Here is a 25,769-nt window from a genome sequence, read left to right on the forward strand (position 1 = left end):
GGCGAGGAATCACCGCATGGTCTCGACCCAGCTCACCGCACAGCTGAGTGCCGAGCCGACGACGATCTCCCGGCGGCCCAGTGCCGCCGGGAGGCGCCGCCGTCGGCGCGGCGTGCTTGCGGCCTACGCGTTCGTGCTCCCGGGCTTCGCGCTCTACGCCCTCGTGATGCTCTACCCGGCGGTGCAGACCCTGCTGCTGAGCATGCGCGAGTGGAACATCGCCCCCGGAGCAGTGAGCCCGTGGGTGGGCCTCGCCAACTACACCAAGGCTTTCGGCGATCCGATCTTCCTGAACTCGCTGCTGAACTCGGCGGTGTACACCGCGGTCACGGTGCCGCTCCAGATCGTGATCGGGCTGGGTCTCGCAGTGCTGCTCGACAGCAGGCTGCCGGGTCGGACGGCCTTCCGGGTGCTGTTCTACCTGCCGGTCGTCACCAGCTGGGTCGTGGTGTCGCTGCTGTTCCAGTACATGTTCTCCTCGGGCGACGGTGCGGCCAACGCGGTGGTGGTCGACCTTCTCCACGTCGTCCCGGACAACGTCGCCTGGTTCCAGGGCCGGTGGACCGCGTTCGCGGCCATCTCCATCCTGGGCACCTGGAAGGGCATCGGCTGGTCGATGCTGATCTTCCTCGCGGCTCTGACCGGGGTCCCCAAGGAGCTGCACGAGGCAGCGGCGATCGACGGCGCCGGCGCCTTCAAGCGCTTCCAGCACGTCTCGTTGCCGTCGATCCGCCCCGCCATGACTGTCGTCGTCATCCTGCTCGTGATCGGCGGGTTCAACGTCTTCATCTCGGTGCTCCTCATGACCGGAGGTGGCCCGGACAACCAGACCCAGGTTCCCCTGACGTACATGTACGACCAGGCCTTCAAGTACTACAAGTTCGGCTACGGCAGTGCGATCTCGTTCTCGCTCACCGCGTTGGTGCTCGTGATCTCCGGGATTCAGTACTGGTGGACGCGCCGTTCGACAAGGATGTGAAGGAATGACCACCTCCCAGCGACGCAGGCGGATCGACTATGCGATCCGATACCTCATTCTCGGGATAGCGGCGGCCGTCCTCGTCTACCCGTTCCTGTACATGCTGTCCACGTCGTTCAAGACGCGTTCGCTCGTCCTGAGCGCCCCGCTGGACCTGATCCCGTCGAGCCCGACCCTCGACAACTATGCGCAAGCGCTCGGGGCCAACAACTTCGGTCGGTACTTCCTCAACTCAGCGATGGTGGCGGTCGTCAGCACGGCGCTGATCGTGGCGCTCTCCTCGATGATGGCGTACGCGTTCTCCCGGCTGGCGTTCCCGGGCAAGCGCATCTTGTTCACGGCCATCGTCGTCGGCCTGGCGATCCCCACGATGATGCTGATCATCCCGCAGTTCCTGCTGGCCCGGGACCTGCACCTGCTCAACTCGTTGCAGGGTCTGGTCCCGTTCTACGTGGGGACCGCGCTCGGGTTCAACACGTTCTTGCTCGCTGGATTCTTCGAGACGATCCCACGAGAGCTCGACGAGGCGATGATCGTCGACGGGGCGGGCCCGTGGCGCCGCTACTGGAGCTTGGCGCTGCCGCTGGCGCGTCCTGCGCTCGCGACGACCGTCATCTTTGCCTTCCTTGGCACCTGGGACGAGTTCGCCTGGGCGTTGACCGTCCTCAACGACACGGACGTCAGAACCCTGCCGATCGCGATCTCGCTCTTCCAGGGCCAGCACTCGACGAGCTGGGGGCTCGTCTTTGCCGCCTCGATGATCGCGATCGTCCCGGTGCTGATCGTCTACATCGTGTTCCAGCGATTCTTTGTCGCTGGCCTGACCACAGGAGCAGTCAAAGGCTAATGATCACCATTCCTTCCACGGACCCGCTGGTCATGGCGAGCATCCGCGTGCTCCTCGACGGCCAGGCGACGACCGGCGCGTTCATCGCGAGCCCGAACTTCCCCCAGTACAGCTTCGCGTGGCTCCGCGACGGCGCGTACTGCGCGCTGGCCATGGACGCCGTCGGCGAGACCACATCGTCGGAGGCCTTCCACCGCTGGGCGGCGGATGCTGTCGAACGGCAGCGGGACAGGATTCTCGACGTGGTGAACAGGCTCCGCGCCGGCGAGGACCCCGAGCCGCGGCTGATGCTTCCCACGCGCTACACGCTGTCGGGGATGCCGGAGTCTGACGGCGCCGACAGCTGGCCCAACTTCCAGCTCGACGGCTACGGCACGTGGCTGTTCGCCCTGCACACGCACCTGGCCGGCGCCGACGCGGGGGCGTTCCGTGCCGCGGCCGAGCTCGCTGCCGAGTACCTCGCCGCGTCCTGGGCGATGCCCTGCTACGACTACTGGGAGGAGTTCGGCGACCGCCGGCACACGTCGACCGTTGCCTCCATCGCGGCGGGTCTGCAGGCAGCGGCGCACATGCTGGACCGCCCGGACCTGGCCGACACGGCGGACGCCGTGCTCGCGTTCATCCGTGAGTCGTGCGTGTCTGGCGGCCGGTTCGTCAAGGGGCCGTCCGACTCGCGTCTCGACGCGAGCCTGGTCTCGCTGGCCACACCGTTCCGGCTCGTCGACCATGACGACCCCGTGATGGTCGCCACGATCGAGGGGATCCGCACCACCCTCGCGTCGCCCAGCGGAGGCATCCGTCGGTATCTGGGTGACACCTACTACGGGGGCAACCCGTGGCTCCTGCTGACCGCGTGGCTCGGGTGGCACGATCGCCTCGCCGGCAACGCGGACGGTCACGCGCACGCGGTCGACTGGGTGCGTGGTCGCCAGGCAGCAGACGGTGGGCTCGCCGAGCAGACCCTCCACGAACCGCAGGACGCCTCGGCGGTCCAGCCGTGGATCGACCGCTGGGGTCCGGTGGCCGACCCCCTGCTCTGGTCGCACGCCAAGTACCTGCTCATGCAGTCGGACGTGGAGGACGCGGCATGGAGCTGATCCCGACCCGGACGTGGTTCCGCGCCGACGAGCCCGTCGAGATCGACCTCGACGAGCCGACTCCCGCCGACGGCGCTCTGTCCGTGTGGCACATAGCCACTCGGGTGCACGTGCAGCACGTGCCGGCAGGGTCCACCCGTGTCCGCGTCGGGGCCCTGCCTCGCGGTGGATACGGTGTGGAGCTGCGCGTCGGCGGTGCACTCGCGACGACCGCCGTCGACGTGCTCACCGACGCCTTCGAGCGACCGCGCTACGGCTTCGTCGTGACCCTGACCGACGACGTCGACACCCGAGCGGTCGCGCGCACGTATCGCCGTCTGCATCTCACGCTCGCACAGCTCTACGACTGGGCGTACCGGCACTCCCAGCTGCTGCCGCCGACCGAGCGCTACCTCGATCCGCTCGGCCAGGAGCGCGACCTCGGGGCAGTCGATGCCATGTGCGTGGAGCTCGCGAGCGCCGGTGTCGTCCCGCTCGGCTACTCGGCCGTCTACGCCATCGGGAGCGACGAGAGGGCCACCTGGCCGGACTCACAGCTCGTTCGCCCCGACGGCGAGCCCTACCGGCTGGGGGAGGACTTCCTCGTCCTGGTCGATCCGAGCGACCCCCGCTGGCTGGGGCACTACCTCGAGCAGCTGGCTGCGGTCGTCGAAGGTACCCGGATCGAGGGCTTCCACCTGGACCAGTACGGCTGGCCGAAGTTCGCCCTCCGATCGGACGGGGTGCACGTCGACCTCGCCGAGGCCTTTCCTGCGCTCTTGGCTGCCGTGCGCGAACGACTGCCGCAGACGCCGTTCATGTTCAACAACGTCAACGACTTCCCGACCTACGCGACCGCGCGCTCACCCCAGAACGCCACCTACATCGAGGTGTGGCCGCCCCACACCACCCTCGAGGACCTCGGCCGGCTCGCCACCTCGGCGCGCTCGCACCGTCCTGAGCATCCGCCTATCCTCTCGGCATACCTGTCCTGCTACGCGGACGACGAGCACCGGGCGAACGCGTGCGCGACCCTCGTGATGGCGACGGTGTTCTCCCACGGTGCGACGCACCTGCTGCTCGGCGAGAGCTCGAACGTGCTCACCGATCCGTACTACCCGCGCAACCACCGCATCACCGAGGCGAGCCTGGACCTCTTTGTCGGCTGGTACGACTTCCAGGTGCGGTACGGCGACCTGCTGCTCGACCCGACGCAGGTGGACGTGACGGAGTTCTTCACCGGCGGCATCAACGAAGACATCGTGCTCAGCGGCGCAGACGGGGTCACCTTCTCGACCAAGGCGACTCCTGGAACGGTGTGGACTCGCGTGGTCAGGACCTCGCGAGGACTCGTGATCCACCTCATCAACCTCGTCGGCCAGGACGAGGTCGCCTGGGACGCGGGCAAGAACGACCCCACACCTCAGCAGGGGATCACGCTGCGACTCGCGCCGGTGGCAGCACCCCCGACCCTGGTCTGGGCGACGCCTGACTCCGAGGGCGGCGCACCTCGAGAGCTCGACGGTCGCGCCGAGGGCGTCGGCAGCCAGCACGATGCGCTGTCGGCCGGGCAGACCTACGCCTCCTACACCCTGCCCCCGTTGACGACGTGGGCCATCATCCTGCTGCCGGGCAGTTCAGAGGAGGCCACATAGCGCGCGGCGCTATGGCCCGCAATGCGTGGCCCGAGGCGTCAACGACTGCTACGTCGGCGAACACCACCCGGCGTATCGGCCAGCTCATCCGCACATGAGCCTGCGGTCACGCGCTGCGCACCCGCCAGCACGGTCCGCACAGCCGTGGCCAGCTCGCCTTCGATGTCGGTCCAGTCCCGGGCGAGCTCGTGCGCGAGCCGGGGATACCTCGCTGCCGCGGCCTCGACCACCCAGGACGGGGGAGCGGCGTCGTCGGCCGGACGTGCCAGAAGGGCGAACGAGCGGGTCACCCCGTCGAGCAGCAGGGCGATGCGCATCGGGTCGCGGACCTGCCCGCGGTCCAGCTCGCACAGCAGGGCCTCCATCCAGCCGAGGCGCTGCGGGTACAGCGGCATGCCGGCCACCTGCACCTCGGCGAGCCACGGGTGCGCCCGGTAGCGGCCCCACAGGCCGCCGACCCAGGCCTGGATCCCGTCGCGCCAGTCGCCCGGAGCGGCCTCCGGCGGCGGCCCGATGGCGGCGTCGACCATGAGATGCACCAGGGTCTCCTTGGAGTCCACGTAGCGGTAGAGCGCCGTCGTCGCCAGTCCGAGCTCGCGAGCGAGCGCCGACAGGGCGACCCCGGACAGTCCGCGGTCGTCCGCCAGGGCGACGGCGGTCGTGGCGATCGAAGCGAGGTCGTACCGCGCCCGTGGTCCACGGGCCGTCGATGGCGCAGCGCCCCACACCGTTCTCAGCACCCGCTCGTCGACACCTTGATTGTGCATGACGTTCACAGTACAGTCATTAACTGTGAACAACATGCACAGTAATGCCAAGGGTGCCGTCCTCGTCACTGGCGCCTCCTCCGGGCTCGGCTCGCGGACGGCCCAGATGCTCGCCGCGCAGGGCTATCGGGTCGCAGGGGCCGCGCGCCGGGTGGAGCTGATCGAGCGGCTCGACGGCGTGGTCCCCGTGCATCTGGACCTGACCGACCCCGAGAGCATCGAGCGGGCCGTCCAGAGCGGCGAGGCGGCGGTCGGACCGATCCAGATGCTGATCAACGACGCCGGCTACGGGGAGTTCGGCTCCTTCGAGGACACGCCCATCGAGCGTGCGCGCCTCCAGTTCGAGGTCAACGTCTTCGGCCTCGCGGACCTCACCCGGCGGGTGCTCGGGCCCATGCGCGAGGCCCGTCGCGGACGGATCGTGAACGTCTCGAGCCTTGCCGGCGAGTTCTCCTCGCCCATGGGCGGCTGGTACCACGCGTCGAAGTTCGCACTTGAAGCGCTCTCCGACAGCCTGCGAGCCGAGGTGAGGCCATTCGGGATCACTGTGACCGTCGTGCAGCCCGGCCCGGTCCGCACGCCCTGGCACGAGACCGCGATGACCCTGCTGGAACAGACCTCCGGCCAGGGCGCCTACGCGACGATGGCGACCGCCGTCGCCCGCTACCACCGCGCCAACCAGGACAAGCCCATCACCAGCGAGGTCGAGGTGGTCGCTGCCGCCATCGTCAAGGCCGCAACCACCCCCGGCCATGTCCCCGCTACCGCGTCGGGCGCGGGTCGGGAACCGCCGTCGCCATCAGCAGGCTCCCGGACCGCACCTTTGACGCGATGACCCGCCAGCAGTTCGGCCTCGGCGGTTGACCGTCCGGGTGTCCTTGGCTACGAGGCTGGTGCCGCTCGCCCTCGCGGTCTGGGCCCACCGGCGCGACGAGCGATGTCGCTTCCGCTGACGGCGTCGCAGCGAGGTAGGCCTGTGTTCGCGGAATTCTTGTGCACATCTTCTATGCATAGGTAGTGTGCAGGAATGACCTCGACCAGCGAAGGCGACTCCACCGGCCTCCAGCTCGATGCGGCGGCGCTGAAGGTGCTGGCCCACCCGTTGCGTTCTCGGCTGCTGAGCGCGCTGCGACGGGGTGGGCCTGCCACCGCCACGGAGCTCGCCGGCGCGTTGGACACCAACACGGGCGCCACCTCGTACCACCTGCGCAAGCTCGAGTCGGTCGGCCTGGTGGCGGACACCGACGAGGGCGCCGGCCGACGGCGGCTCTGGCGGGCCGCCACCGACTCCCACCAGTGGACGGTCAGCGATTTCGCGGGGGACCGCGACTCCGAAGCCGCACTCACGTGGCTGGTTCGGGACTACAGCCACCACCTCGGCCAGCAGTTCGATCGCTGGCTCGACGTCGAGAGCTCCTGGCCCGGCCCGTGGCGCGACGCCGCCGGAATGAGCGACTACTTCGTGCTGGTCACGCCCGCGCAGGCCGAGGCACTCAAGGCCGACGTCGACCGGCTCGTGACCATGTACCGCACCGCGGGCCAGGGCAGCCCCGATGCCAAGCGGCTCGCGGTGTACACCGTTCTCTTCCCGATGGATCTCGACGACCCCTCGGGACGGTGAGGGGGGTGACCGCCCCGCGGGTGTCGGCCGGCGATGCTCGCGCCACCCTCCTGCTGCTGACGGTCACCCGCTGGTTCCCGGTGGGCCTCACCGTCGGCATCACGACGCTGCTCGCACTGCAACGCGGCATGAGCCTGGCTCAGCTCGGGGTCATCCTGGCGATGCAGGGCCTCGTCGTCCTCGGCCTTGAGCTGCCCACTGGCGGCCTCGCCGACGCCCTCGGTCGGCGGCCCGTGCTGCTCGCCGCGGGGGTCGTCGCGCTGGTCTCGGGCCTGATCTTCGTCACCGCGCACACGTTCGGGGGGTTCGTGGTCGCGCTGCTGCTCCAGGGACTCTTCCGGGCGCTCGACTCCGGGCCCCTCGAGGCCTGGTACGTCGACACCGCCCAGGCGGACGAGCCCGGCGTCAGGGTCGAGACGAGCCTCGCCCACGCGGGAACTGCCCTCGGGCTCTCCATCGCGTCCGGCGCGCTGGTATCCGGCGCCCTCGTGGCGTGGAACCCGTTCAGCTCGATGACGGCGCTGGAACTTCCGTACTGGGTCGCCCTGGGGTTCTACGCCGTCAATCTCCTCGCGATCGCGGTCCGGATGCGCGAAGGGCGGACCGCGGGCGGCTCGACCCGGTGGCGACAGGCGCTGGGCTCGGTCCGGGCCGCGCCGCGCACGGTCGTCGCCGGTCTGCGCACGTTGTCCACGTCGCGCGTCCTGCGCGCCCTCGTGCTGGTCGAGGTGTTCTGGTCGGTCGGGATGATCGCCTTCGAGACCCTCATGCCGATCCGGCTCGCCGAGCTGGTCGGCGGTCAGACCCACGCCGGCGCCCTCATGGGGCCCGTGTCGGCAGTCGCCTGGGGTCTCTTCGCGCTCGGGTCGAGCCTCGCCGGCCTGGCCAGTCGCCGCATCGGCGTGGGTTGGACCGCCCTGCTGGCACGCGTACTCAACGGCGCACTCATCGTCGTCCTGGGCCTGGCGGCCGGACCGACCGGGCTGATCACCGCCTTCCTGTTCACCTACACGCTGCACGGCGCCGGCGGGCCCGCGCACAGCACGCTTCTCCACCGGGAGGCCGACCCGAGCAACCGGGCGACCGTCCTGTCGATGAACTCGATGGTGGCGGGCGGCGCGTACACCGTCGGCCTGCTTCTCCTCGGCCCCCTCGCCGAGCACACCAGCACGGCACTCGCCATCATCGTGGCCGGGGCGTTCAGCATCCTCGGCGCGGTGTTCTACCTCCCCGCCATCCGAGAAGCCCGGCCTGCAGCGCGGCGTGCCGGAGCCGCCGGAGCGGTCACCGACGCGGCGGGAACCGCTCCGGCGGAGCACCGGTGAACGCGGTCCGGCGGTGGTTCCGGGCGGGGTAGGGGCAGGCGCGGGAGAGTCCGCTGCGGGCCATCACCTGGCGGGCGGCCGGGACCGGTCGGTGGTCCGTCAGTCGAGCACGTCGGCGAAGGCCTGGGGGAGCTGCGACGGCGTCGAGCGCAGCAGGCAGAACTCGTTGCCCTCGGGATCGGCCAGCACGTACCAGGAGACCTCGACGCCCTGGCCGACGTCGACCGGGCGGGCGCCCAGCTCGAGGAGTCGCGCGAGCTCCGTCTGCTGGTCGGAGCCGTCCTGCGGGCGCAGGTCGAGGTGCAGGCGGTTCTTGACCGACTTGGCCTCCGGCACCCGCACGAAGAGCACGCCGGCGTGCGACCCGTCGCGAGGTTCGATCTCGACCTCGTCCTCGTCCGCGAGCGTGTCGGTCTCGGCGCTCTCGTCCTGCGCCACGCCCCTGACGACATGCCAGCCGAGCACGTTCGCCCACCACCGGGCAAGCGCGGCGGGTTCACCGCAGTCGACGCACAGCTGGCTCACGACAAGTCCCATGAAACGACCGTAGCCCGGCGGCCACGGCCGGTCCATCAGTCCGAGGAGACCGCTCGGAGCTGCTCCTCGTGCGCCTCGCTGAGCCACGGATCGGCCAGGCGAGGGTCCGCCGCGTCGAGGCCCGCGAGGAGGGCGCCGAGGTACACCCGGTCGACCACGAACCGCCGGGCCAGCTCGCGCGGGCCGCCGACATGACCGTGCCCGGGACGACTGCTGTGATGGCGTGCTGGGTCACGGCCGCCTCGAGTCGGTGCAGCCCGTCGCGGTAGTCGCCGACGGGGTCGGCCGCGTCGACGTCCAGCAGCGGGATCTCGATGTCCGAGAGCATGTCTCCCGCGACGAGCACGCCCGAGTCGGGGAGCACGAGCGCGGCGTGACCCGGCGCATGGGCGTGGTGGCCGACGACGAGCGCGCGGGGACCCGACCACGGCACGGCGACGGCGTCGTCGGGCAGAGCGGTGATCCGCCCGAAGAGCTCACGGTCGTGCCCGGGGGCTGCCGCGTCGGCCTTCGCCAGGTCCGCGTCCCGCGAGCGCTGCTGGGCCGCCGCAGCGGCCGGCGTCGCCCAGCGCGGCACGTCGCCGAGCCGCGCGGACCACAGCACGTGGTCCCAGTGGGCGTGCGTGGCGAACGCGGCCTCGACGTGCCAGCCGCGGTCCCGGATCTCGTCGGCCAGACACTCGACCTCCGCCACGGTGATCCCGGGGTCGACGACAAGGCAGGCGCCGTCGTCGGCCACCACGAGGGTCGTCAGGCTCGTCCAGATCTCGGCCGTCGCGGTCCAGACGCCGGGTGCGACCTGCGTCAGCTCCCTGCCCACGGTGGCCGTCCCGTCCTGGTGTGATACCGCTACGGGTGCGAGGTCAGTCGGACCGCTTGGTGCGGGACGCGAGCGCCGCTGCGCCCACGATCCCGGCGGCGTTGCGCAGCTCGGCCGGCACGATCTTCGTGCGCAGGTCGAGGAGCGGCAGGAAGCTCGCGTGATGCTTGCTCACGCCGCCGCCGACGACGATGAGGTCGGGCCAGAACAGGTTCTCGACGGTCTTGAAGTACCGCTGCAGCCGCGCCGACCACTGCGCCCAGTCGAGGCCCTCACGTTCGCGCGCGCTGTCCGCCGCCTTGCTCTCGGCGTCGTGCCCGTCGATCTCCAGGTGGCCCAGCTCGGTGTTCGGGACGAGCACGCCGTCGACGATGATCGCGGAACCGATCCCGGTGCCGAGCGTCACGACGATCACGACTCCGGCGTTGTCCCGTGCGGCGCCGTACAGGGTCTCGGCGTAGCCCGCCGCGTCGGCGTCGTTCACGGCGACGACCGAGCGACCGGTGGCCCGCGCCACGGCGGTCTCGACGTTCGTGCCGATCCATGACGGGTCGACGTTGGCAGCGGACTGCGCGACACCGTGCAGGATCACGGCGGGGAACGTGACCCCGACGTGCAGCTCGGCGGGCAGGTGGAACGCGTCGATGACCTGCGCGACGGTCTGGGCGACCGCGTCGGGGGTCGCCGGCTGCGGCGTGGGGATCCGCACGCGGTCGGCGCTGAACGCGCCGGTCTCGAGGTTGACCGGTGCGCCCTTGATGCCGCTGCCGCCGATGTCGATGCCGAACGCTGTGGGTGTGCGCTTCTTGGAGCCGTGCTTGTGGTCGCTCATGGCAGGGTGAGGATCTCCGCTCCGGTGTCGGTCACGACGAGGGTGTGCTCGAACTGGGCGCTGCGACTGCCGTCGGCCGTGAGGACCGTCCAGCCGTCGTCCCAGCTCACGCACTCGGGCGTACCCAGGTTCAACATCGGCTCGATCGTGAAGACCATGCCGGGTTCGATGACTGTCGCATAGTGCGGCGCGGCATCGTAGTGCGGGATCACCAGGCCGGTGTGGAACGTCTCGCCGACCCCGTGGCCCGTGTAGTCGCGCACGACTCCGTAGCCGAAGCGCTGCGCGTACTTCTCGATCACCCGTCCGATGACGTTGATCTCCCGGCCGGGCTTGACCGCCTTGATGGCCCGCGCCAGCGACTCGCGCGTGCGCTCGATGAGCAGCGCCGACTCCTCGTCGACGGTCCCGACGGCGAACGTCCCGTTCGTGTCACCGTGCACCCCGCCGATGTAGGCGGTGATGTCGATGTTGACGATGTCGCCGTCCTGCAGGACCGTCGAGTCGGGGATGCCGTGGCACACGACCTCGTTGACCGACGTGCACAGCGACTTCGGGAACCCGCGGTAGCCGAGGGTCGACGGGTAGGCGTGGTGGTCGATCAGGTACTCGTGACCGATCCGGTCGAGCTCGTCCGTGGTGATGCCGGGCACGATGCTCCGCCCGACCTCCTCGAGGGCGCGGGCGGCGATGCGCGCCGCGACGCGGATCCGCTCGATCGTCTCGGGTGCGACGACGTCCGTGCCCGTGTGGCGTGCCGGAGCGGGACGGCCGACGTACTCCGGGCGGGGGATCGAGGCGGGGACCGATCGCTGGGGGCTCACGGCGCCGGGGACGAGGGCACCTCTCGGCGCGTGCACGGTCGACATACCTGGCAGTCTACGGACGAGGGCCGCAGCCGGCCCTCAGGGCGCGAGGGAGGACCCATGACGGGCAGCGGTCAGCAGTTCTACTACAACGTCGCGACGCACCAGGTCGAGGAGGGCAGGGTCTCCGACTGGTCCCACCTGATGGGGCCGTACCCGACCCGGGAGGCAGCCCAGAAGGCCCTCGAGACGGCCGCCGCGCGCGCACAGAAGTGGAAGGCCGAGGAGGAAGAGGAGGAGCGCTGAGGCGGAGCCGGGCTCAGGTGAGGAACGAGTGCTCGGCGTCCGGGAACGTCCCGGCTCGCACGTCGTCGGCATAGGCGCGCGCCGCCTCGCCCAGGATCCGGCCGATCTGCGCGTACTGCTTGGCGAACTTCGGTGACCAGTCGCCCATCCCCGCCATGTCGAGCCACACGAGCACCTGCCCGTCCACGTCCGAGCCGGCACCGATGCCGATCGTGGGGATCCGCAGGATCTCGGTGATCCGGGCGGCGACGTCGCTCGGCACCATCTCGAGCACGACCGCGACGGCGCCCGCCTCCTGGAGTGCGAGGGCGTCCGCGCTGAGCGCCTCGGCGGCCTGGGTGCCGCGGCCCTGCACGCGCTTGCCGCCGAGCGTGTTCTCCGACTGCGGCGTGAAGCCGAGGTGTCCGACGACCGGGATCCCGGCGTCGGTCAGGGCCCTGACCTGGGCGGCGATGCGCCGGCCGCCCTCGAGCTTGACCGCGTGCGCGCCGGCCTCCTTGAGGAAGCGCACACCCGTCGCGAGGGCCTGGGCGGGGCCGGTCTCGTAGGAGCCGAACGGGAAGTCGGCGACGACGAGCGCGCGGTGGGCGCTGCGGCTCACGGCCCGCACCGCCGGGATGAGCTCGTCGACCGTGACCGGGATGGTCGTGGCGTGCCCGAGCATCGTGTTGCCGATCGAGTCGCCGACCAGCAGCATGTCGATCCCGGCCTCGTCGAAGATGCGGGCGGTCGGCGCGTCGTACGCCGTGAGCATCGTCAGCTTCTCGCCGCGCTGCTTGGCCTCGCGCAGGTGGTGGACGCGCACGCGCTTCGTGGTGTCGGTCATCGGGGCTGCTCCTGGTCCGTGCTCGGGGTCACGCGGGGTGTGGGGATGGGTCGGTTCACGGCTCGCGCCAACGCGTCGTGATCGGCAGCCTACGGTCGCGGCCGAACGCGAGCGCGGTGACCTTGGGACCGACCGGGTACTGCCGGCGCTTCCACTCGGCGCGGTCGACGAGCGAGAGCACCTTGTCCACGACGGCAGGGTCGAACCCGCGCGCGAGCAGCTCGGCGCGGCCCTCGGCGTTCTCGACGTAGGCGTCGAGCACCTCGTCGAGCAGGTCGTACGGCGGGAGCGAGTCCTGGTCGACCTGGCCCGGGCGCAGCTCCGCGGACGGCGGCTTCGTGATCGAGCTCTCCGGGATCGGGGGGATCTGCCCCGCGTCGACGGCGGCCCGGTTGCGCCAGCGCGACAACGCCCAGACCCGGGACTTGTCGACGTCCTTGAGCGGCGCATAGCCGCCCACCGCGTCGCCGTAGATCGTGGAGTACCCCACCGCGAGCTCGCTCTTGTTGCCCGTCGCCAGCACGAGGTGCCCCTCGGCGTTCGACAGTGCCATGAGGATCATCCCGCGCACGCGGGCCTGGAGGTTCTCGGCGGCGACGCCCTCGAGCCCGAGCTGGCCCTCGAACGCGTCGACCATCGGGGCGATCGGCTGCACCCGGTAGTCCGCGCCGATCCGCTGCGCGAGGTCCGCCGCGTCGTCCTTCGAGTGGTCCGAGGAGTACCGCGACGGCAGCGAGACGCCGACGACGTTCTTGCCTCCGAACGCGTCCGCACTGATCGCTGCGACGAGGGCCGAGTCGATGCCGCCCGAGAGTCCGAGCACCACCGACGTGAACCCGTTCTTGCGCGCGTAGCCCGTCAGCCCGGTCACGATCGCGCGGTAGATCTCCTCGTCGGCGTCGAGGGCCGGGGCGATCTCGGCGGTGCGCGCCGGCCCGCCATCGGTCGCGAGGTCCCACACGAGCAGGTGCTCGACGAACTGCGGCGCGCGTGCGACGACCGTGCCGTCGTCGGTCACGACGAACGAACCACCGTCGAACACGAGGTCGTCCTGCCCGCCGACCATGTTGACGTAGGCGAGCGGCGCGCGGACCTCCCGGGCCCGGCGCGCGGCGAGGTCGGTCCGCAGGTGCCCCTTGCCCTCCTCGAACGGCGAGCCGTTGAGCACGACGAGCAGGTCGATGCCGTCAGCGGCGAGCTGCGACACCGGCCCGCCGTCCTGCCAGATGTCCTCGCAGATGACGACGCCGACGCGCCGCCCCCGGATGTCCAGGACGCACGCCGTGTCACCGGGAGTGAAGATGCGGAACTCGTCGAACACGCCGTAGTTCGGCAGGTGGTGCTTGTCGTAGCGCGCCTGGACGCTGCCGTGCTGGAGCAGGACGGCCTGGTTGGTCGGCCGTGCCGGGGCTCCGGCATGCTCCTGGGTGGTCTTCTCACCGACGGTGCCGACGAGGACCGCGAGGTCGCCGAGCCCGGCCGCGACGAGCTCGCCCGCGGTCCGGACCAGTGCCGCCTCGGCGCCCCTGCGGAAGGATGCCCGCAGCGCGAGATCCTCGATCGGGTAGCCCGTCACCGTCATCTCGGGGAACACGACGAGGTCCGCACCGGCGTCGGCCGCGCGTCGTGCCCACTCGACGACTGCACAGGTGTTGGCCTCGAGGTCGCCGACGCACGTGTCGATCTGCGCCAGCGCGATGCGTAGCTGCGCCATGCACCGAGCCTATTGCGCCAGGCCACGTGGTCATGGCGTCGTCCGTGCGGCGTCGCACCGGGGACCGCGGCGGCGGGGAGCGGCCGGCGGGCGACTCGCCGGAGTCGCGCGCCACGAAGTGGTCCGGTCGCGGCGTCCATCAGGCAGGATGTACGCCATGGACAGGCAGCAGGAGTTCGTGCTCCGCACGGTCGAGGAGCGGGACATCCGCTTCATCCGTCTCTGGTTCACCGATGTGCTCGGGATCCTGAAGTCGGTCGCGATTGCCCCCGCCGAGCTCGAGTCGGCCTTCACCGAGGGCATCGGGTTCGACGGAAGCTCGATCCAGGGCTTCACGCGGGTCTACGAGGCGGACATGATCGCCCGGCCTGATCCGACGACGTTCCAGATCCTGCCGTGGCGCGGTGAGCACCACGGCACGGCACGGATGTTCTGCGACATCCTCACGCCCGACGGTGAGCCGTCGCTCGCGGACTCCCGCAACGTGCTCAAGCGCGCGCTCGCCAAGGGGAGCGACCAGGGGTTCACGTTCTACACGCACCCCGAGGTCGAGTTCTACCTGTTCGAGTCCCCGGCGGACCCGCACGTCCCGCTCGTGCCGGTCGACTCGGGCGGCTACTTCGACCACGTCCCGCGCGGCACCGCGCACGACTTCCGGCGCGCAGCGATCACCATGCTCGAGTCGATGGGGATCTCCGTCGAGTTCTCCCACCACGAGGCTGGCCCGGGGCAGAACGAGATCGACCTGCGGTACGCCGACGCGCTGACCACGGCCGACAACATCATGACCTTCCGCACGGTCGTCAAGGAGGTCGCGCTCGAGCAGGGCGTGTTCGCGTCGTTCATGCCGAAGCCGCTCCAGGACAAGCCGGGCTCGGGCATGCACACGCACCTGTCCCTGTTCGAGGGCGACCGCAACGCGTTCCACGAGGCGGGTGCGCCGCTCGAGCTGTCCAAGGTCGCACGCAGCTTCATCGCGGGCCTGCTCGTCCACGCTGCCGAGATCACCGCGGTCACCAACCAGTTCGTCAACTCCTACAAGCGGCTCTGGGGCGGCGCCGAGGCGCCGAGCTTCGTGTGCTGGGGGCACAACAACCGTTCGGCGCTCGTGCGCATCCCCATGTACAAGCCCGGCAAGGGCAACTCGAGCCGCATCGAGTACCGCGCGGTGGACTCCGCGACCAACCCGTACCTCGCGTTCGCGGTGCTGCTCGCCGCCGGACTCAAGGGCATCGAGAAGGGATACGAGCTGCCCGAGGGTGCCGAGGACGACGTCTGGGAGCTCACCGAGGCCGAACGCCGTGCGCTCGGGATCGAGCCGCTGCCGAGGTCCCTGGGGGAGGCCATCACGGTGATGGAGACCTCCGAGCTCGTCGCCGAGACGCTCGGGGAGCACGTCTTCGACTACGTGCTGCGCAACAAGCGCCAGGAGTGGGAGCAGTACCGGGCCCAGGTGACGCCGTACGAGCTCGAGCGGTTCCTGCCCGTCCTGTGAGCTGCCGCGGGTCGGTAGCGTGGCGCTCGTGAGCACCGGGGTCGAGGGCGCGGGACGAGGAGGCACGTTCGCGGGTCGGCTGACGCGGGCGGGCTTCGCCGACGCTGCGCGAGCCGAGCGCATGTTCCTCGACGAGCCGCTGGCCCAGGCGTGCGACGACCCGGCCGAGACGCTGCTCGGCCCGCTGTCGGATGTCGCCGACCCTGACCAGGCGCTGCTCGCCCTGGTGAAGATCGCGGGAGCGGCGGGCTCCGACGCGGCGAACCTCGCGGTGCTACGGGGGCTGCTGGCCGAGCCCGGCCCCGGTCGTGACCGGCTGCTCGCGGTGATCGGCGCCTCGATCGCGCTCGGCGACAACCTGGCCTCGCACCCGGACCACCTCGCGGTGCTGGCCGACGACGCCCCAGCCACCGGAGTCGCGGCCGGCGCGGTGCGTGCTGAGCTGCTCGAGGCCGTCGGCGCCGACCCCGAGGCGGCGGTGCCGGTCGCGAGCGCCGCGGGCGCAGGCTCGGTCGACGCGATGCGGCGGGCCTACCAGCGCCGGCTGCTGCGCATCTCCGCGAGCGACCTCACCTCCGTCGACCCGCTGTCGCGGCTCCCTGGCGTCGCCGCGGCGCTGGCCGACCTGGCCGCCGCAGCGCTCGAGGCGGCGCTCGCGATCGCGCGGGCTGATCTGGACGACCATGGCGTGGGTGTGCGGATCGCCGTGATCGGCATGGGCAAGTGCGGCGGCCGCGAGCTCAACTACGTGAGCGACGTCGACGTCATCTACGTCGCCGAGCCGGTGGACGGGGTCGACGAGGCGGACGCGCTCGCGGTCGCCGCGCGCCTGGCCGCGGGCCTGGCCCGTGCGTGCTCGACGGCTTCGGGGGAGCCTGCGCTCTGGCCGGTCGACGCCGCGCTGCGCCCCGAGGGCAAGAACGGGCCGCTCGTCCGCACCCTCGCGAGCCACCGCGCCTACTACGAGCGGTGGGCCAAGACCTGGGAGTTCCAGGCCCTGCTCAAGGCGCGCCACCTCGCGGGCGACGAGGCGCTGGGCAACGAGTACGTCGCGACCGTGAACCCGCTCGTGTGGTCCGCCGTCCAGCGTGAGAACTTCGTCGAGGACTCCCAGGCGATGCGCCGCCGCGTCGAGGAGCACGTGCCGGCGGCGGAGGCGGACCGCCAGCTCAAGCTCGGGGTCGGCGGGCTGCGGGACGTCGAGTTCACGGTGCAGCTGCTCCAGCTCGTCCACGGCCGCGCCGACGAGGCCATCCGCAGCCCCAACACCCTGACGGCGCTGGCTGCCCTCGCCGCGGGCGGCTACGTCGGGCGCGAGAGCGCCGCGCAGCTCGCGGTCTGCTACCGGTTCCTGCGGGCCCTCGAGCACCGCATCCAGCTCTACCGGCTGCGCCGCACCCACCTCATGCCGACCGCTGAGGTGGACCTGCGTCGGCTCGCGCGCTCGGTCGGCATGCGCGCCGACGGGGCCCAGGGCCTCGAGGACCGCTGGCGGGCGGTCCGACGCGACGTCCGCCACCTGCACGAGGAGCTCTTCTACCGGCCGCTGCTGCCCGCCACAGCGCAGCTGTCGACCGAGGAGGCCAGCCTCGCTCCCGACGCGGCGCGGGCCCGGCTCGCGGCGATCGGCTACCGCGACCCGGCGGGGGCCATGCGGCACATCGCGGCGCTCACCGAGGGGGTGTCGCGTCGTGCGTCGATCCAGCGTCAGCTGCTGCCCGTGATGATCGGCTGGTTCGCGGACGGCGCCGACCCCGACTCGGGCCTGCTGGCGTTCCGGCGGCTGTCCGACGAGCTCGGCACGACGCACTGGTACCTCAAGCTGCTGCGCGACTCGGGCACGGCCGCCCAGCGCCTCGCGCGCGTGCTGTCGACCTCCCGTTACGCCGCGGACGCCCTCACGCGGTCTCCCGAGTCTGTGACGTGGCTCGCTGCCGACGACGACCTGCTGCCGCGCTCGCAGGAGCGGCTGTCGGCCGAGGCCGACGCCGTGCTGACCCGTGCGACCGAGCAGGTGGGGGCCGCGACGATCCTGCGGGCGCTGCGACGCCGCGAGCTTGCGCGGACGGCCGTGGCCGACGTGCTCGGCGTGGTGACGGGCACGAGCGCGGCGCTGAGCCTGTCGACGGCGGCGGACGTCGTCCTTGCGGGGGCGCTGCGCATCGCGTCCGTGGAGGTCCGGAACGACCGCGGGCTCGATGCGGATCCCACGCGCCTGCTCGTCGTCGCGATGGGCAGGCTCGGCGGGCGCGAGCTCGGGTACGCGTCGGACGCCGACGTGCTGTTCGTGCACGACCCGGTCCCGGGCGCCGACCCGACGCAGGCGCAGGAGTTCGCGCTCGCGGTCGCGAGCCTGCTGCGTCAGCTGCTCGGCGAGGTCGGGCCTGAGCCCGCGCTCGAGGTGGACGCCGACCTTCGACCCGAGGGCCGGAACGGACCGCTCGTGCGCTCGTTCGACTCCTACCGCGAGTACTACGGGCGATGGTCGTCCCCGTGGGAGAGCCAGGCGCTGCTGCGGGCGCGGCCCGTCGCGGGTGACCAGGCGCTCGGCGCAGCGTTCACGGACCTCGTCGCACCGCTGCGGTACCCGGTGGGCGGCCTCGACCACGCCGTCGTGCGGGAGGTCCGGCGGATCAAGGCCCGCGTCGAGGCCGAAAGACTGCCGCGCGGCGTCGACCCCGCACGGCACCTGAAGCTCGGCCGGGGCGGCGTCTCGGACGTCGAGTGGACCGCTCAGCTGCTCCAGCTGCAGCACGCCCACGAGGTCCCGGCTCTGCGAACGACAGCGACGCTCGAGGCGCTCTCGGCCGCGGCCGGCGCGGGCCTGCTCGACGCGGCCGACGCCGAGGCCCTGACCGCCGCCTGGGAGCTCGCATCGCGGCTGCGCGACGCGATCGTGCTCTGGACCGGGAGGGCCGGGGGAGCGCACGCCGACGTCCTCCCGCACGACCGCCAGGCCCTCGCGGGGATCGCGCGCGTGGTCGGCTACCCGCCGGGATCGGGCGGCGAGCTCGAGGAGCACTACCTGCGCACCGCCCGGCGGGCGCGGGCCGTCGTGGAGCGCGTCTTCTACGCCTGACGTCGCTGTCGGCGCCGGCGCCGCGGGTCGAGGTCGCGCATCGACGTCCGGGCGCGTCAATCGATTTCGATAACGTTTTACACGCGATACAGTCTCCGCGTGGATCCACAGCACAGAGTGACGATCACCGACGTCGCACGCGAGGCGGGCGTGTCGGTCGCGACTGTCTCGAAGGTCATCAACGAGCGGTACGGCGTCGCGGCGGCCACGGGCGCCAAGGTCCGCGCCGTCATCGAGACCCTCGGGTACGAGTCGAGCCTCGTCGCGCGCAGCCTGCGGAGCCACCACACCAACGTCATCGGCATCCTCGTCGCCGACTTCGAGCCGTTCAGCGCCGAGCTGCTCAAGGGCGCCGCCCAGGCGATCCGCGGCGCGGGGTACGAGCTGCTCGCCTACTCGGCCGGCGGACCCGCCGAGGAGCTCGTCGGCTGGGAGCGGCGCTACCTGTCCCGGCTCTCAGGCACCCTGATCGACGGCGCGGTGCTCGTCACGCCGACGGTCGTCGACGCGCAGTACGGCACGCCAGTCGTCGCCGTCGACCCCCACACCGGCCGCTCCGGCATGCCGACGGTCGACTCGGACAACCTCAAGGGGGCGATGGTCGCGACCGAGCACCTGCTGTCCCTCGGCCACCGCCGCATCGGGTTCCTCGGCGGGCGGCCCGACCTCGAGTCGGCCCGGCTCCGCGAGGAGGGCTACCGCGCGGCCCTGACCGCCGCGGGCATCCCCATCGATCCCGAGCTCATCCGCGTCGGCGGCTACCGGCCCGAGTCCGCCGAGGAGCCCGCGCACGCCCTGCTGACGCTCCCCGAGCGCCCGACGGCCGTGTTCGCGGCCAACGACCTGTCCGCGATCCGCACGATGCAGGTCGCCCAGCGCCTCGGCCTCGACGTGCCGGGCGACGTCTCGGTCATCGGCTTCGACAACGTGCCCGAGTCCGTGCTCGCGTCGCCGGCGCTCACCACGATCGCGCAGCCGATCCAGGAGATGGGTCGCCACGCCGTGCGGATGCTGCTGGAGCTCCTGTCCGGGCGCGAGCTCGACATGACCCACGTGACCCTGCCGACCGAGCTCATCGTCCGGCAGTCGTCCGGACCGGTGCCCGCCACGGTCGTCGCAGCGCGCGGCTGAGCCTCGACAGTCCGCTAGACGGAGCGCGCCGCGCAAAACCGAGGGGCGCCCCCGGCCGAAGCCAGGGACGCCCCTCAGTCTCAACTGATCGGGAGCAGCCGATCAGCAGTCGTAGTACAGCTCGAACTCTCCCTGCGTGAACGGTCGTCGATGGGAGTCGGTGGCGGTCCCCTTGACCTGCGGTGACGGTGTCGGCGGCTGATGGTCGTCAGTGGCGGCTAACGGACCTCTTGCGGACTTTCTGCGGACTGCCGCGGGTCGCCCGCCAGTTCGGGCGGACTACCTAGGGCGAGTCGAGAGGACCTGGTGCCCATCGCCCGCACCATCGACCGCGCTGTTCGCCGCACCGCCACGGGCAAGCCAGATCAGTTCAATCACACAGGTCTAGACCGGGCGAACTCCCCAAATGTGGTTACCGTAAAGCGCCGTTGAGCCGGATCGCTCGTAGTTCAGGCACTGAAGAGCGAACCGCAGACCAGGCAGTGCACGCGCGCCGCGTCTTCGTCGGGGACCTTGACGGGCTCATTCGGATGGCAAGGTGGTTCGACGATTGTCATGTCGTCCGGCTCGGCGAGCGGGTCGGGTGTCTGGATGTCGAGCGAGAACGAGCGGTTCGGCTTGAACTTCAGCCCTTTGAACGCGTCGGCGATCATGTCCCGTGCGAGCTGGTCGATGGCCGGTCCGCTGACGCCCTGCATGTACTCGAGCTGGGCGGGTGTCCACCACGAGTCCGTACCCGAGGCGACGCCGCAGAGCGGGCAGAAGTACTGATCGACAGCCTCGGCGTCGGCGTCGCCTTCCTCGTGACTGAACCACTTGAACTCGCGCCCGCAGGTGGGGCACTCGCGGCGGAGGAAGCCGTCCGAGTCGAGCGGCAGGCTTACGGGCACTCGAATCTCCTCGTTCACCTGGTTTATCTCCTCACCCGTTGGTGTCCAGGAAGACCTCCTGGACGACGCTCTCGCCTGCTTCGCTTCGCGCGCTGATCGTCACGTCGAAGACGTCTACCCTCTTGGAGCCGCCGTAGCTCTGGCGGTAGCTGATCGCGTCGATCGTCACGGAACGCCCCCCGCCCGGGATCTTCGCGATCGGCTTGAAGTCGTTCAATTGCAGGGAAGCGTCGTCCGGAAGCGTGACGTCGACGTCGAACGCTGTCTCGGTGCCACGATTCACGATCTGCAGCTTGTCGATCCGGCTTGCGCCCTTGTCGAAGTGCTTCACGTCGAAGTCGATGGCCTTGCGGATAGTCGTGTTCGATGGCAGCCGGCGGCCGAGGGGCAGTCCCTCGCCAGGCGGCGGCGGCGCTGTGAAGTCGCCGGTCGTGTGCCAGTCGGTGCCCTTGAGGTCTACCTCGCAGCCCGCTGTTTCGAGACGTGTGGCAAGTTCCTGACGTCGGGCGAGATCGTTGGTGAGCCGAATGGCGTGCCGTCCCTCCACGTCACTGAACGGGCGGACCTTCCCGACCTCTACGAGCACCGTGCGGCGCGGGTCGCGGCCGAGTGCCATTCCAGCCTCGAAGAGCACATTGGGACGTGCCTGAGGTGCGGGCTTCGTCTCTGGATCGCCTTCTCCTTGGCCGTACTGCGGCTGAAGATAGGCGATCTCGTCCGGCGTAATCAAAACGACGATGGCGACTGCGCTTGAGAGGGCGGCGTCGATCACCTGGCCGATGTAGGGAGAGCCTTCGCCGGTGAGCTGCACGGCGTGACTCCACTCCATCGGGGATAGGTTGATGCTGCGCAGGAAGTCGAACATGGCCTTGCGAAGCGCCTCATTGCGTCCGTGAACCACAAAGACGGATCGCGTGTTGACTTCTGATTCGGCCACGCAGCCTCCTGTCGGGTTAATGCGCACGCCGCAGAGGACGATGCGCCAGGAGCAGCCTACGACCGGAGTACGACATGACGTGCCCGGACTCACCGGTCCGGGCCACCAGCCGATCGTCTCCTACGACGATTTCGGCGATCGGCGTAGCGTCGAGTTGAGGGCTTCGGGCGGTGTCGGGGCGGTGCGGTCGTCGGTCGTCGTCGCGTAGGGGGGACGTCGTCTGCGCTGCGCGGGTGGTGGTGGTGAGCGCGCGGGGACTCGTGCCGGCCTTCGGAGGTGAGGTCACACGAGTAGGGGAGTCCCGATGGCGGATCAGACGGCGAGGCAGCGGGCGCGGCGGACGGCGCTGGATGCGCAAGCGCGGATGCGGGCGCGGAGGGTGGACCAGGAGCGGCGACGCGACGCGCTCGGGGTCATGGTCATCTCGGCGCTGGCCGAGCGGGACGCGGTGGTCTCGGTGTGCGAGGCGCGGGCCGGGGCGGCGCTGGTGAAGATGACCGAGCAGGAGCGGCTGAGCCTGGCGGAGGCGGTCGAGTGGTGCGGCGGGGCGGAGCTGCTGACAGTGCGGGAGGCGGCGCGGCTGCGGCAGGCGGCGCAGTCGGAGGGTGTCGCCGGTCCGGTTTGCGGGGCTCGGACGACAGCGCGGACGCGGCGGCCGAGGGTTCCGGCGACGCTGTAGTGGGGGGCGACAGTTCGGGTGGCGACCGTGTGGCTGGGTCGCCGGCGCGCGCGACTGGGTGCCTGTACCAACGGACGCTTCTTGCGGCCGTCAATAGCGACACCCAGGTAGCGGCTCGGGTCTGCTCGCGTCGCGACGGAAGCATCCCCGGCGGGAGACTCAACAACGTTCGGGTCGACCCGGCTCTGGCGGGGGTCGTCCTGCGGTGCCGAAGTTGGGCGCCTGGCTCTCCGCCGGATCCATCAGGCGACCCTGCGTGGTCGTAGAGATGTCCAGGTATTCCGTCAGTGCCTCTATGGCCCCGCCTCCCGTGGCCGCGCTTATATGCAGACAACCTCGGCAGAGCGCCGAGGACGACAAAGAAGTCGGGAGTGTGCCTTCATGCGACGCTTGATGGCTAAGACCACAGCAGTTCTACTCGGTCTCGGAGCCGCGGTCGTGTCCGCGGCGCCCGCGGCGAACGCGCAGCCCGTGCCCACCGTGACGACATCGATCGCCGAACCGTCGCTCGCGGCGACGCCGTACCAGGGCTGGAACACCTACTTCGGACTCGGCGGGACCTTCACCGAGGCACAGGTGCTCTCGGTCGCGGACTACCTGGTGTCCAGCGGGCTCGCACGTGCTGGCTACAACATTGTGTGGCTCGACGGCGGCTGGCAGGCTTCCACGCCGCGCGGAGCGGATGGACAACTGCAGGGCGACCCCACGCGCTTCCCCGATGGGATGGCCGCCGTCGCCGCTGCCCTTCACGCGAAGGGACTGAAGGCCGGGATCTACACTGATGCCGGCCCGTACATGCCAGACCGGTGCGGCCTCGGCAGCTACGGTAACTACCAGACCGACGCGAACACGTTCGCCGCCTGGGGTTACGACGCCGTCAAGGTGGACTTCCTCTGCGGGATCGCAGCCAACCTCGACCCGCAGACGGTCTACACGCAGTTCGCGGACGCCCTACGGCACAACTCGAGCGGGCGGCCGATGATCTTCAACCTGTGCAACCCCGTCACCTCGCCGGACTGGGGCAACTACCCGCAGTCGCAGCAGTCGACGAACTCGTGGAGCTATGCCCCGCAGATCGCCGAATCGTGGCGCACCTACACCGACGTCGGATTCGTGAACTCGATCAAGTACAGCGACGTGCTGCGCAACTTCGACATCAACGCCCGCCATCCGGAGGCTGCCGGTCCTGGTCACTGGAACGACCCCGACTATCTCGGCCCGGCCCTCGGCATGACGGACGAGGAGTTCCGCTCGCAACTCGCGCTCTGGGCCATCTCGGCGGCCCCGTTGGTCATCGGAAGCGACCCGCGCACACTCGACGCCTCGGCGCTCGAGGCTCTGACCAACTCGGATGTCCTCGCGGTCGACCAGGATACCCTCGGCAAGCAGGGCGTCCGCGTAGGGCCAGCCGGCACAACCGAGACATGGATCAAGCCGCTCAAGGATGGTTCGATCGCGATCGCGCTGGTCAACCGCGGCACTTCCCCGGCAGAGATCTCGACCACCGCGTCGGCAATCGGTCTGGGCGCGGACCGGGTGGCCCTCAGGGACGCTTGGACGCACCAGGTGACCGAATCGCTCGACACCATCAGTGCGGAGGTCCCGGCCCATGGCGTCGACCTGCTCATCGCCTCGACGAGCACCGGCATGCCGCTGACGCCGCGAGTCCTTGTGCACGCCCCGACCGTGACCGCGGTCGACGGCACTTCGATCGCCCCGACCGAGAACGTCCTCGTCTCCGGCGGTTCGACCGTGACCGCCACGGTCACGGTCGAGAACGACGGGACGACTCCAGCGCAGGACCCGCAGGTGCAGCTGAGCATTCCTGCCGGATGGACAGCCGCTGCGCAGAGCACCGGCCCGCGAACCCTCGCGAACGGAGAGGCAGCGCAGTACACCTTCGATATCGCTGTGCCGACCGGCGCGCAGGTCGGCACATACTCCGCGACGGCCCAGGTGCAGTTTTCCTCACAGCGTCCTGACTCGACGGTCACCTCGCCGCCGCTCTCGCTGACGGTCGCCCCGGCGCCGCCGTCGGGCACGGATGTGCCGTTGTCGCATCAGCCGTGGGTTTCCGCCACCAGCGGCTGGATGAGCCCGGCGATCGACCAGAGCGTCGGCGGAGGCAACCCGATCAAGGTGGCGGGCACGGTCTACCCGACTGGCATCGGCGTGGCCAGCCCGTCCGACATCCGCTACTACCTCGGTGGAACGTGCTCGCGGATCACCGGCATCGTTGGCATCGACGATGTGGTGAACAACGTCGGTCCAGAGGGCGGCACCGCCACGTTCTCGCTGGTGGCCGACGGCATGACGGTATGGGACAGCGGGGTTGTGGCCCGGGGTACCGGCGTCAACTTCGATGTGTCGCTGGCGGGCGTTCGGGATCTCGTCCTCCACGTCGGCGACGCCGGTGACGGAGGCTATAACGACCGGGCCGACTGGGCGCAGCCGCTGATTACCTGCAGCTGACTCCATACAGGCGAGGGGTCTCGTCGGCGCCAGGGTGTCCTGTCTACCTGGCGCCGACGACCCCGCCGGGTCGAGCATGCCGCGGCATCGACGCGGGCCACATCGACAGGCTCAGCGCTCACTCCTTGTCACCCACGCTGAGAGCGACGCGAGCACGAGCGGCTGGCCGCGGCAGGGCCGTCGCGCGATGAGTTTCGATCCCCACCCGTCGCGCGACGGTAACCGGCACACGGCCAGTCGTCACAAGGAGTGCCCGCGGATGCGCGGAGCAAGCGGCGAGCCGAGCCGGCATGCGGACGAATCGTCGCTATGAGGACCGGCCGCCTGCTCAGGCGGCCGAAGAGCTGCAACCTCTACCGGCGAGCGCGACGGACCAACCCAGGCCGTCTGTGCACCGCAATGGCCTGCGTCTACGAACGACAGATCCGACCGTGGTGCTGGGTCTCCGGCTGGGCGAGGTCGGGGTCCCCCGGTGCGAGATGGCCAGTAACCCCAGCATGAGTCTGGCGGTCATACGCGCGCCAAGGTCGCGCTATGAAACGAAATGAGCGCGCCCTTACCCCGGCTGGCCCGCGACACGATGACTCGCTCGCTGGCGCTGCTACGCCGCGAGCGTGATGCCCCAGGTCAGCGTCCATTCCTCGCCGCTTTCGAGCCACCGCAGACCGACCCCGGAGCGGAGCGCGTTCGGCGGGGCCGTCATCGGCTCGATGGCGATCGCCAGTTCACCGGGCTCGGCGCTGGGGAAGTGCGGTGTGACGAAGATCTGCACCCAGCCGAAGACCTCCTGAGCCCAGAGCGTGACGCTGGGGCCGGTCGGAGATGTCAGCACATGATGCACGCGGCCGCCATCGATCCGCAGGTCCGTGAAGCAGGCGTGCCTCACGATGTCGCCCACTCGTCGCCCACTCGTCGCCCGTGCGTCAGATCTAGGGACGTTCCGGCGACTCCCCGGCAGCCGATGGGGGTGTGACG

The 25,769-nt window shown here is 70.5% G+C and carries 23 protein-coding genes; 13 read left to right on the top strand and 10 right to left on the bottom strand.

The features are described 5' to 3' along the window. Positions 1 to 16 precede the first annotated feature (16 nt). The 4 genes from DDP54_RS13555 to DDP54_RS13570 are packed head-to-tail and all read left to right on the top strand — an operon-like array spanning position 17 to position 4,557. Positions 17 to 979 (top strand): sugar ABC transporter permease, encoded by a 963-nt coding sequence (locus tag DDP54_RS13555; RefSeq protein ID WP_109132179.1) that lies wholly within the window; start codon positions 17 to 19, stop codon positions 977 to 979. 4 nt (positions 980 to 983) lie between these two features. Then, positions 984 to 1,826 carry a carbohydrate ABC transporter permease gene (locus tag DDP54_RS13560; RefSeq protein ID WP_109132180.1) on the top strand — a complete coding sequence of 281 codons (843 nt, stop codon included), beginning with the start codon at positions 984 to 986 and terminating at the stop codon, positions 1,824 to 1,826. A 32-nt stretch (positions 1,827 to 1,858) separates the two neighbouring features. Then, the gene (locus DDP54_RS13565) at positions 1,859 to 2,923 is read left to right on the top strand and encodes a glycoside hydrolase family 15 protein (RefSeq protein ID WP_158274525.1); all 1,065 of its coding nucleotides are present in this window, start codon (positions 1,859 to 1,861) and stop codon (positions 2,921 to 2,923) included. Continuing rightward, positions 2,914 to 4,557 carry a glycoside hydrolase family 66 protein gene (locus tag DDP54_RS13570; RefSeq protein ID WP_109132182.1) on the top strand — a complete coding sequence of 548 codons (1,644 nt, stop codon included), beginning with the start codon at positions 2,914 to 2,916 and terminating at the stop codon, positions 4,555 to 4,557. The genes DDP54_RS13565 and DDP54_RS13570 overlap by 10 nt, the downstream gene beginning before the upstream one ends. A 38-nt stretch (positions 4,558 to 4,595) precedes the next feature. Here DDP54_RS13570 and DDP54_RS13575 read toward each other — a convergent pair whose 3' ends face one another. Continuing rightward, a complete protein-coding gene (locus tag DDP54_RS13575) occupies positions 4,596 to 5,324 on the bottom strand; it encodes a TetR/AcrR family transcriptional regulator (RefSeq protein ID WP_158274526.1) in 729 nt (242 codons plus the stop codon). Between DDP54_RS13575 and DDP54_RS13580 the strand changes: the two genes are divergently transcribed. The 3 genes from DDP54_RS13580 (at position 5,323) to DDP54_RS13590 (ending at position 8,270) form a co-directional block, all read left to right on the top strand. Next, positions 5,323 to 6,159, top strand: a complete 837-nt coding sequence (locus DDP54_RS13580) for an SDR family NAD(P)-dependent oxidoreductase (protein WP_242448407.1) — start codon at positions 5,323 to 5,325, stop codon at positions 6,157 to 6,159. The genes DDP54_RS13575 and DDP54_RS13580 overlap by 2 nt on opposite strands. A gap of 192 nt (positions 6,160 to 6,351) precedes the next feature. Then, positions 6,352 to 6,945 carry a helix-turn-helix domain-containing protein gene (locus tag DDP54_RS13585; protein ID WP_109132184.1) on the top strand — a complete coding sequence of 198 codons (594 nt, stop codon included), beginning with the start codon at positions 6,352 to 6,354 and terminating at the stop codon, positions 6,943 to 6,945. Positions 6,946 to 6,950: 5 nt separating this feature from the next. Beyond that, positions 6,951 to 8,270, top strand: coding sequence for an MFS transporter (locus DDP54_RS13590; protein WP_242448408.1), 1,320 nt, complete (start codon positions 6,951 to 6,953; stop codon positions 8,268 to 8,270). Positions 8,271 to 8,369: 99 nt separating this feature from the next. Here the strand turns inward: DDP54_RS13590 and DDP54_RS13595 are convergent, their stop codons facing one another. The 4 genes from DDP54_RS13595 to map are packed head-to-tail and all read right to left on the bottom strand — an operon-like array spanning position 8,370 to position 11,337. After that, positions 8,370 to 8,807 carry a VOC family protein gene (locus DDP54_RS13595; protein WP_109132185.1) on the bottom strand — a complete coding sequence of 146 codons (438 nt, stop codon included), beginning with the start codon at positions 8,805 to 8,807 and terminating at the stop codon, positions 8,370 to 8,372. After that, positions 8,767 to 9,627, bottom strand: coding sequence for an MBL fold metallo-hydrolase (locus DDP54_RS13600; protein ID WP_158274527.1), 861 nt, complete (start codon positions 9,625 to 9,627; stop codon positions 8,767 to 8,769). Before DDP54_RS13600 ends, DDP54_RS13595 begins: the two co-directional genes overlap by 41 nt. 43 nt (positions 9,628 to 9,670) lie before the next feature. Beyond that, positions 9,671 to 10,459, bottom strand: a complete 789-nt coding sequence (ppgK, locus tag DDP54_RS13605) for a polyphosphate--glucose phosphotransferase (protein ID WP_109132187.1) — start codon at positions 10,457 to 10,459, stop codon at positions 9,671 to 9,673. Then, positions 10,456 to 11,337 (bottom strand): type I methionyl aminopeptidase, encoded by an 882-nt coding sequence (map, locus tag DDP54_RS13610; protein ID WP_242448471.1) that lies wholly within the window; start codon positions 11,335 to 11,337, stop codon positions 10,456 to 10,458. The genes ppgK and map overlap by 4 nt, the downstream gene beginning before the upstream one ends. Positions 11,338 to 11,385: 48 nt before the next feature. On the opposite strand from map, the gene DDP54_RS13615 reads away from it, so the two are divergent. Next, positions 11,386 to 11,571 (top strand): hypothetical protein, encoded by a 186-nt coding sequence (locus DDP54_RS13615; protein WP_109132189.1) that lies wholly within the window; start codon positions 11,386 to 11,388, stop codon positions 11,569 to 11,571. A gap of 13 nt (positions 11,572 to 11,584) precedes the next feature. Here the strand turns inward: DDP54_RS13615 and panB are convergent, their stop codons facing one another. Next, positions 11,585 to 12,397, bottom strand: coding sequence for a 3-methyl-2-oxobutanoate hydroxymethyltransferase (gene panB / locus DDP54_RS18435; protein WP_197711400.1), 813 nt, complete (start codon positions 12,395 to 12,397; stop codon positions 11,585 to 11,587). Positions 12,398 to 12,452: 55 nt separating this feature from the next. Then, positions 12,453 to 14,111 (bottom strand): NAD+ synthase, encoded by a 1,659-nt coding sequence (locus DDP54_RS13625; RefSeq protein WP_109132191.1) that lies wholly within the window; start codon positions 14,109 to 14,111, stop codon positions 12,453 to 12,455. 157 nt (positions 14,112 to 14,268) lie between these two features. On the opposite strand from DDP54_RS13625, the gene DDP54_RS13630 reads away from it, so the two are divergent. From DDP54_RS13630 to DDP54_RS13640, 3 genes are all read left to right on the top strand, one after another. Beyond that, positions 14,269 to 15,606, top strand: a complete 1,338-nt coding sequence (locus DDP54_RS13630; RefSeq protein ID WP_109132192.1) for a glutamine synthetase family protein — start codon at positions 14,269 to 14,271, stop codon at positions 15,604 to 15,606. A 28-nt stretch (positions 15,607 to 15,634) separates the two neighbouring features. Further along, positions 15,635 to 18,685 carry a bifunctional [glutamine synthetase] adenylyltransferase/[glutamine synthetase]-adenylyl-L-tyrosine phosphorylase gene (locus DDP54_RS13635; RefSeq protein ID WP_109132609.1) on the top strand — a complete coding sequence of 1,017 codons (3,051 nt, stop codon included), beginning with the start codon at positions 15,635 to 15,637 and terminating at the stop codon, positions 18,683 to 18,685. 99 nt (positions 18,686 to 18,784) lie between these two features. Next, positions 18,785 to 19,816, top strand: coding sequence for a LacI family DNA-binding transcriptional regulator (locus tag DDP54_RS13640; RefSeq protein ID WP_197711401.1), 1,032 nt, complete (start codon positions 18,785 to 18,787; stop codon positions 19,814 to 19,816). Between the two features lie 449 nt (positions 19,817 to 20,265). Here the strand turns inward: DDP54_RS13640 and DDP54_RS13645 are convergent, their stop codons facing one another. Both DDP54_RS13645 and DDP54_RS13650 read right to left on the bottom strand, forming a co-directional pair. Further along, on the bottom strand, positions 20,266 to 20,724 hold the full coding sequence (locus tag DDP54_RS13645) for a hypothetical protein (RefSeq protein WP_197711402.1): 459 nt from the start codon (positions 20,722 to 20,724) through the stop codon (positions 20,266 to 20,268). Positions 20,725 to 20,737: 13 nt separating this feature from the next. Next, a complete protein-coding gene (locus DDP54_RS13650) occupies positions 20,738 to 21,643 on the bottom strand; it encodes a nucleotide-binding protein (RefSeq protein ID WP_197711403.1) in 906 nt (301 codons plus the stop codon). A 304-nt stretch (positions 21,644 to 21,947) separates the two neighbouring features. Here DDP54_RS13650 and DDP54_RS13660 point away from each other — a divergent pair, with 304 nt between their 5' ends. Both DDP54_RS13660 and DDP54_RS13665 read left to right on the top strand, forming a co-directional pair. Further along, positions 21,948 to 22,322 carry a hypothetical protein gene (locus tag DDP54_RS13660; protein ID WP_109132196.1) on the top strand — a complete coding sequence of 125 codons (375 nt, stop codon included), beginning with the start codon at positions 21,948 to 21,950 and terminating at the stop codon, positions 22,320 to 22,322. Between the two features lie 471 nt (positions 22,323 to 22,793). Then, positions 22,794 to 24,794 (top strand): NPCBM/NEW2 domain-containing protein, encoded by a 2,001-nt coding sequence (locus DDP54_RS13665; protein WP_242448409.1) that lies wholly within the window; start codon positions 22,794 to 22,796, stop codon positions 24,792 to 24,794. A gap of 601 nt (positions 24,795 to 25,395) precedes the next feature. On the opposite strand, the gene DDP54_RS13670 is transcribed toward DDP54_RS13665, so the two are convergent. Next, the gene (locus DDP54_RS13670; RefSeq protein WP_109132198.1) at positions 25,396 to 25,692 is read right to left on the bottom strand and encodes a hypothetical protein; all 297 of its coding nucleotides are present in this window, start codon (positions 25,690 to 25,692) and stop codon (positions 25,396 to 25,398) included. Between the last annotated feature and the right edge of the window lie 77 nt (positions 25,693 to 25,769).

Origin of the sequence: Cellulomonas sp. WB94 (assembly GCF_003115775.1) — a bacterium.
In the GTDB taxonomy this organism is placed as follows: domain Bacteria; phylum Actinomycetota; class Actinomycetes; order Actinomycetales; family Cellulomonadaceae; genus Cellulomonas_A.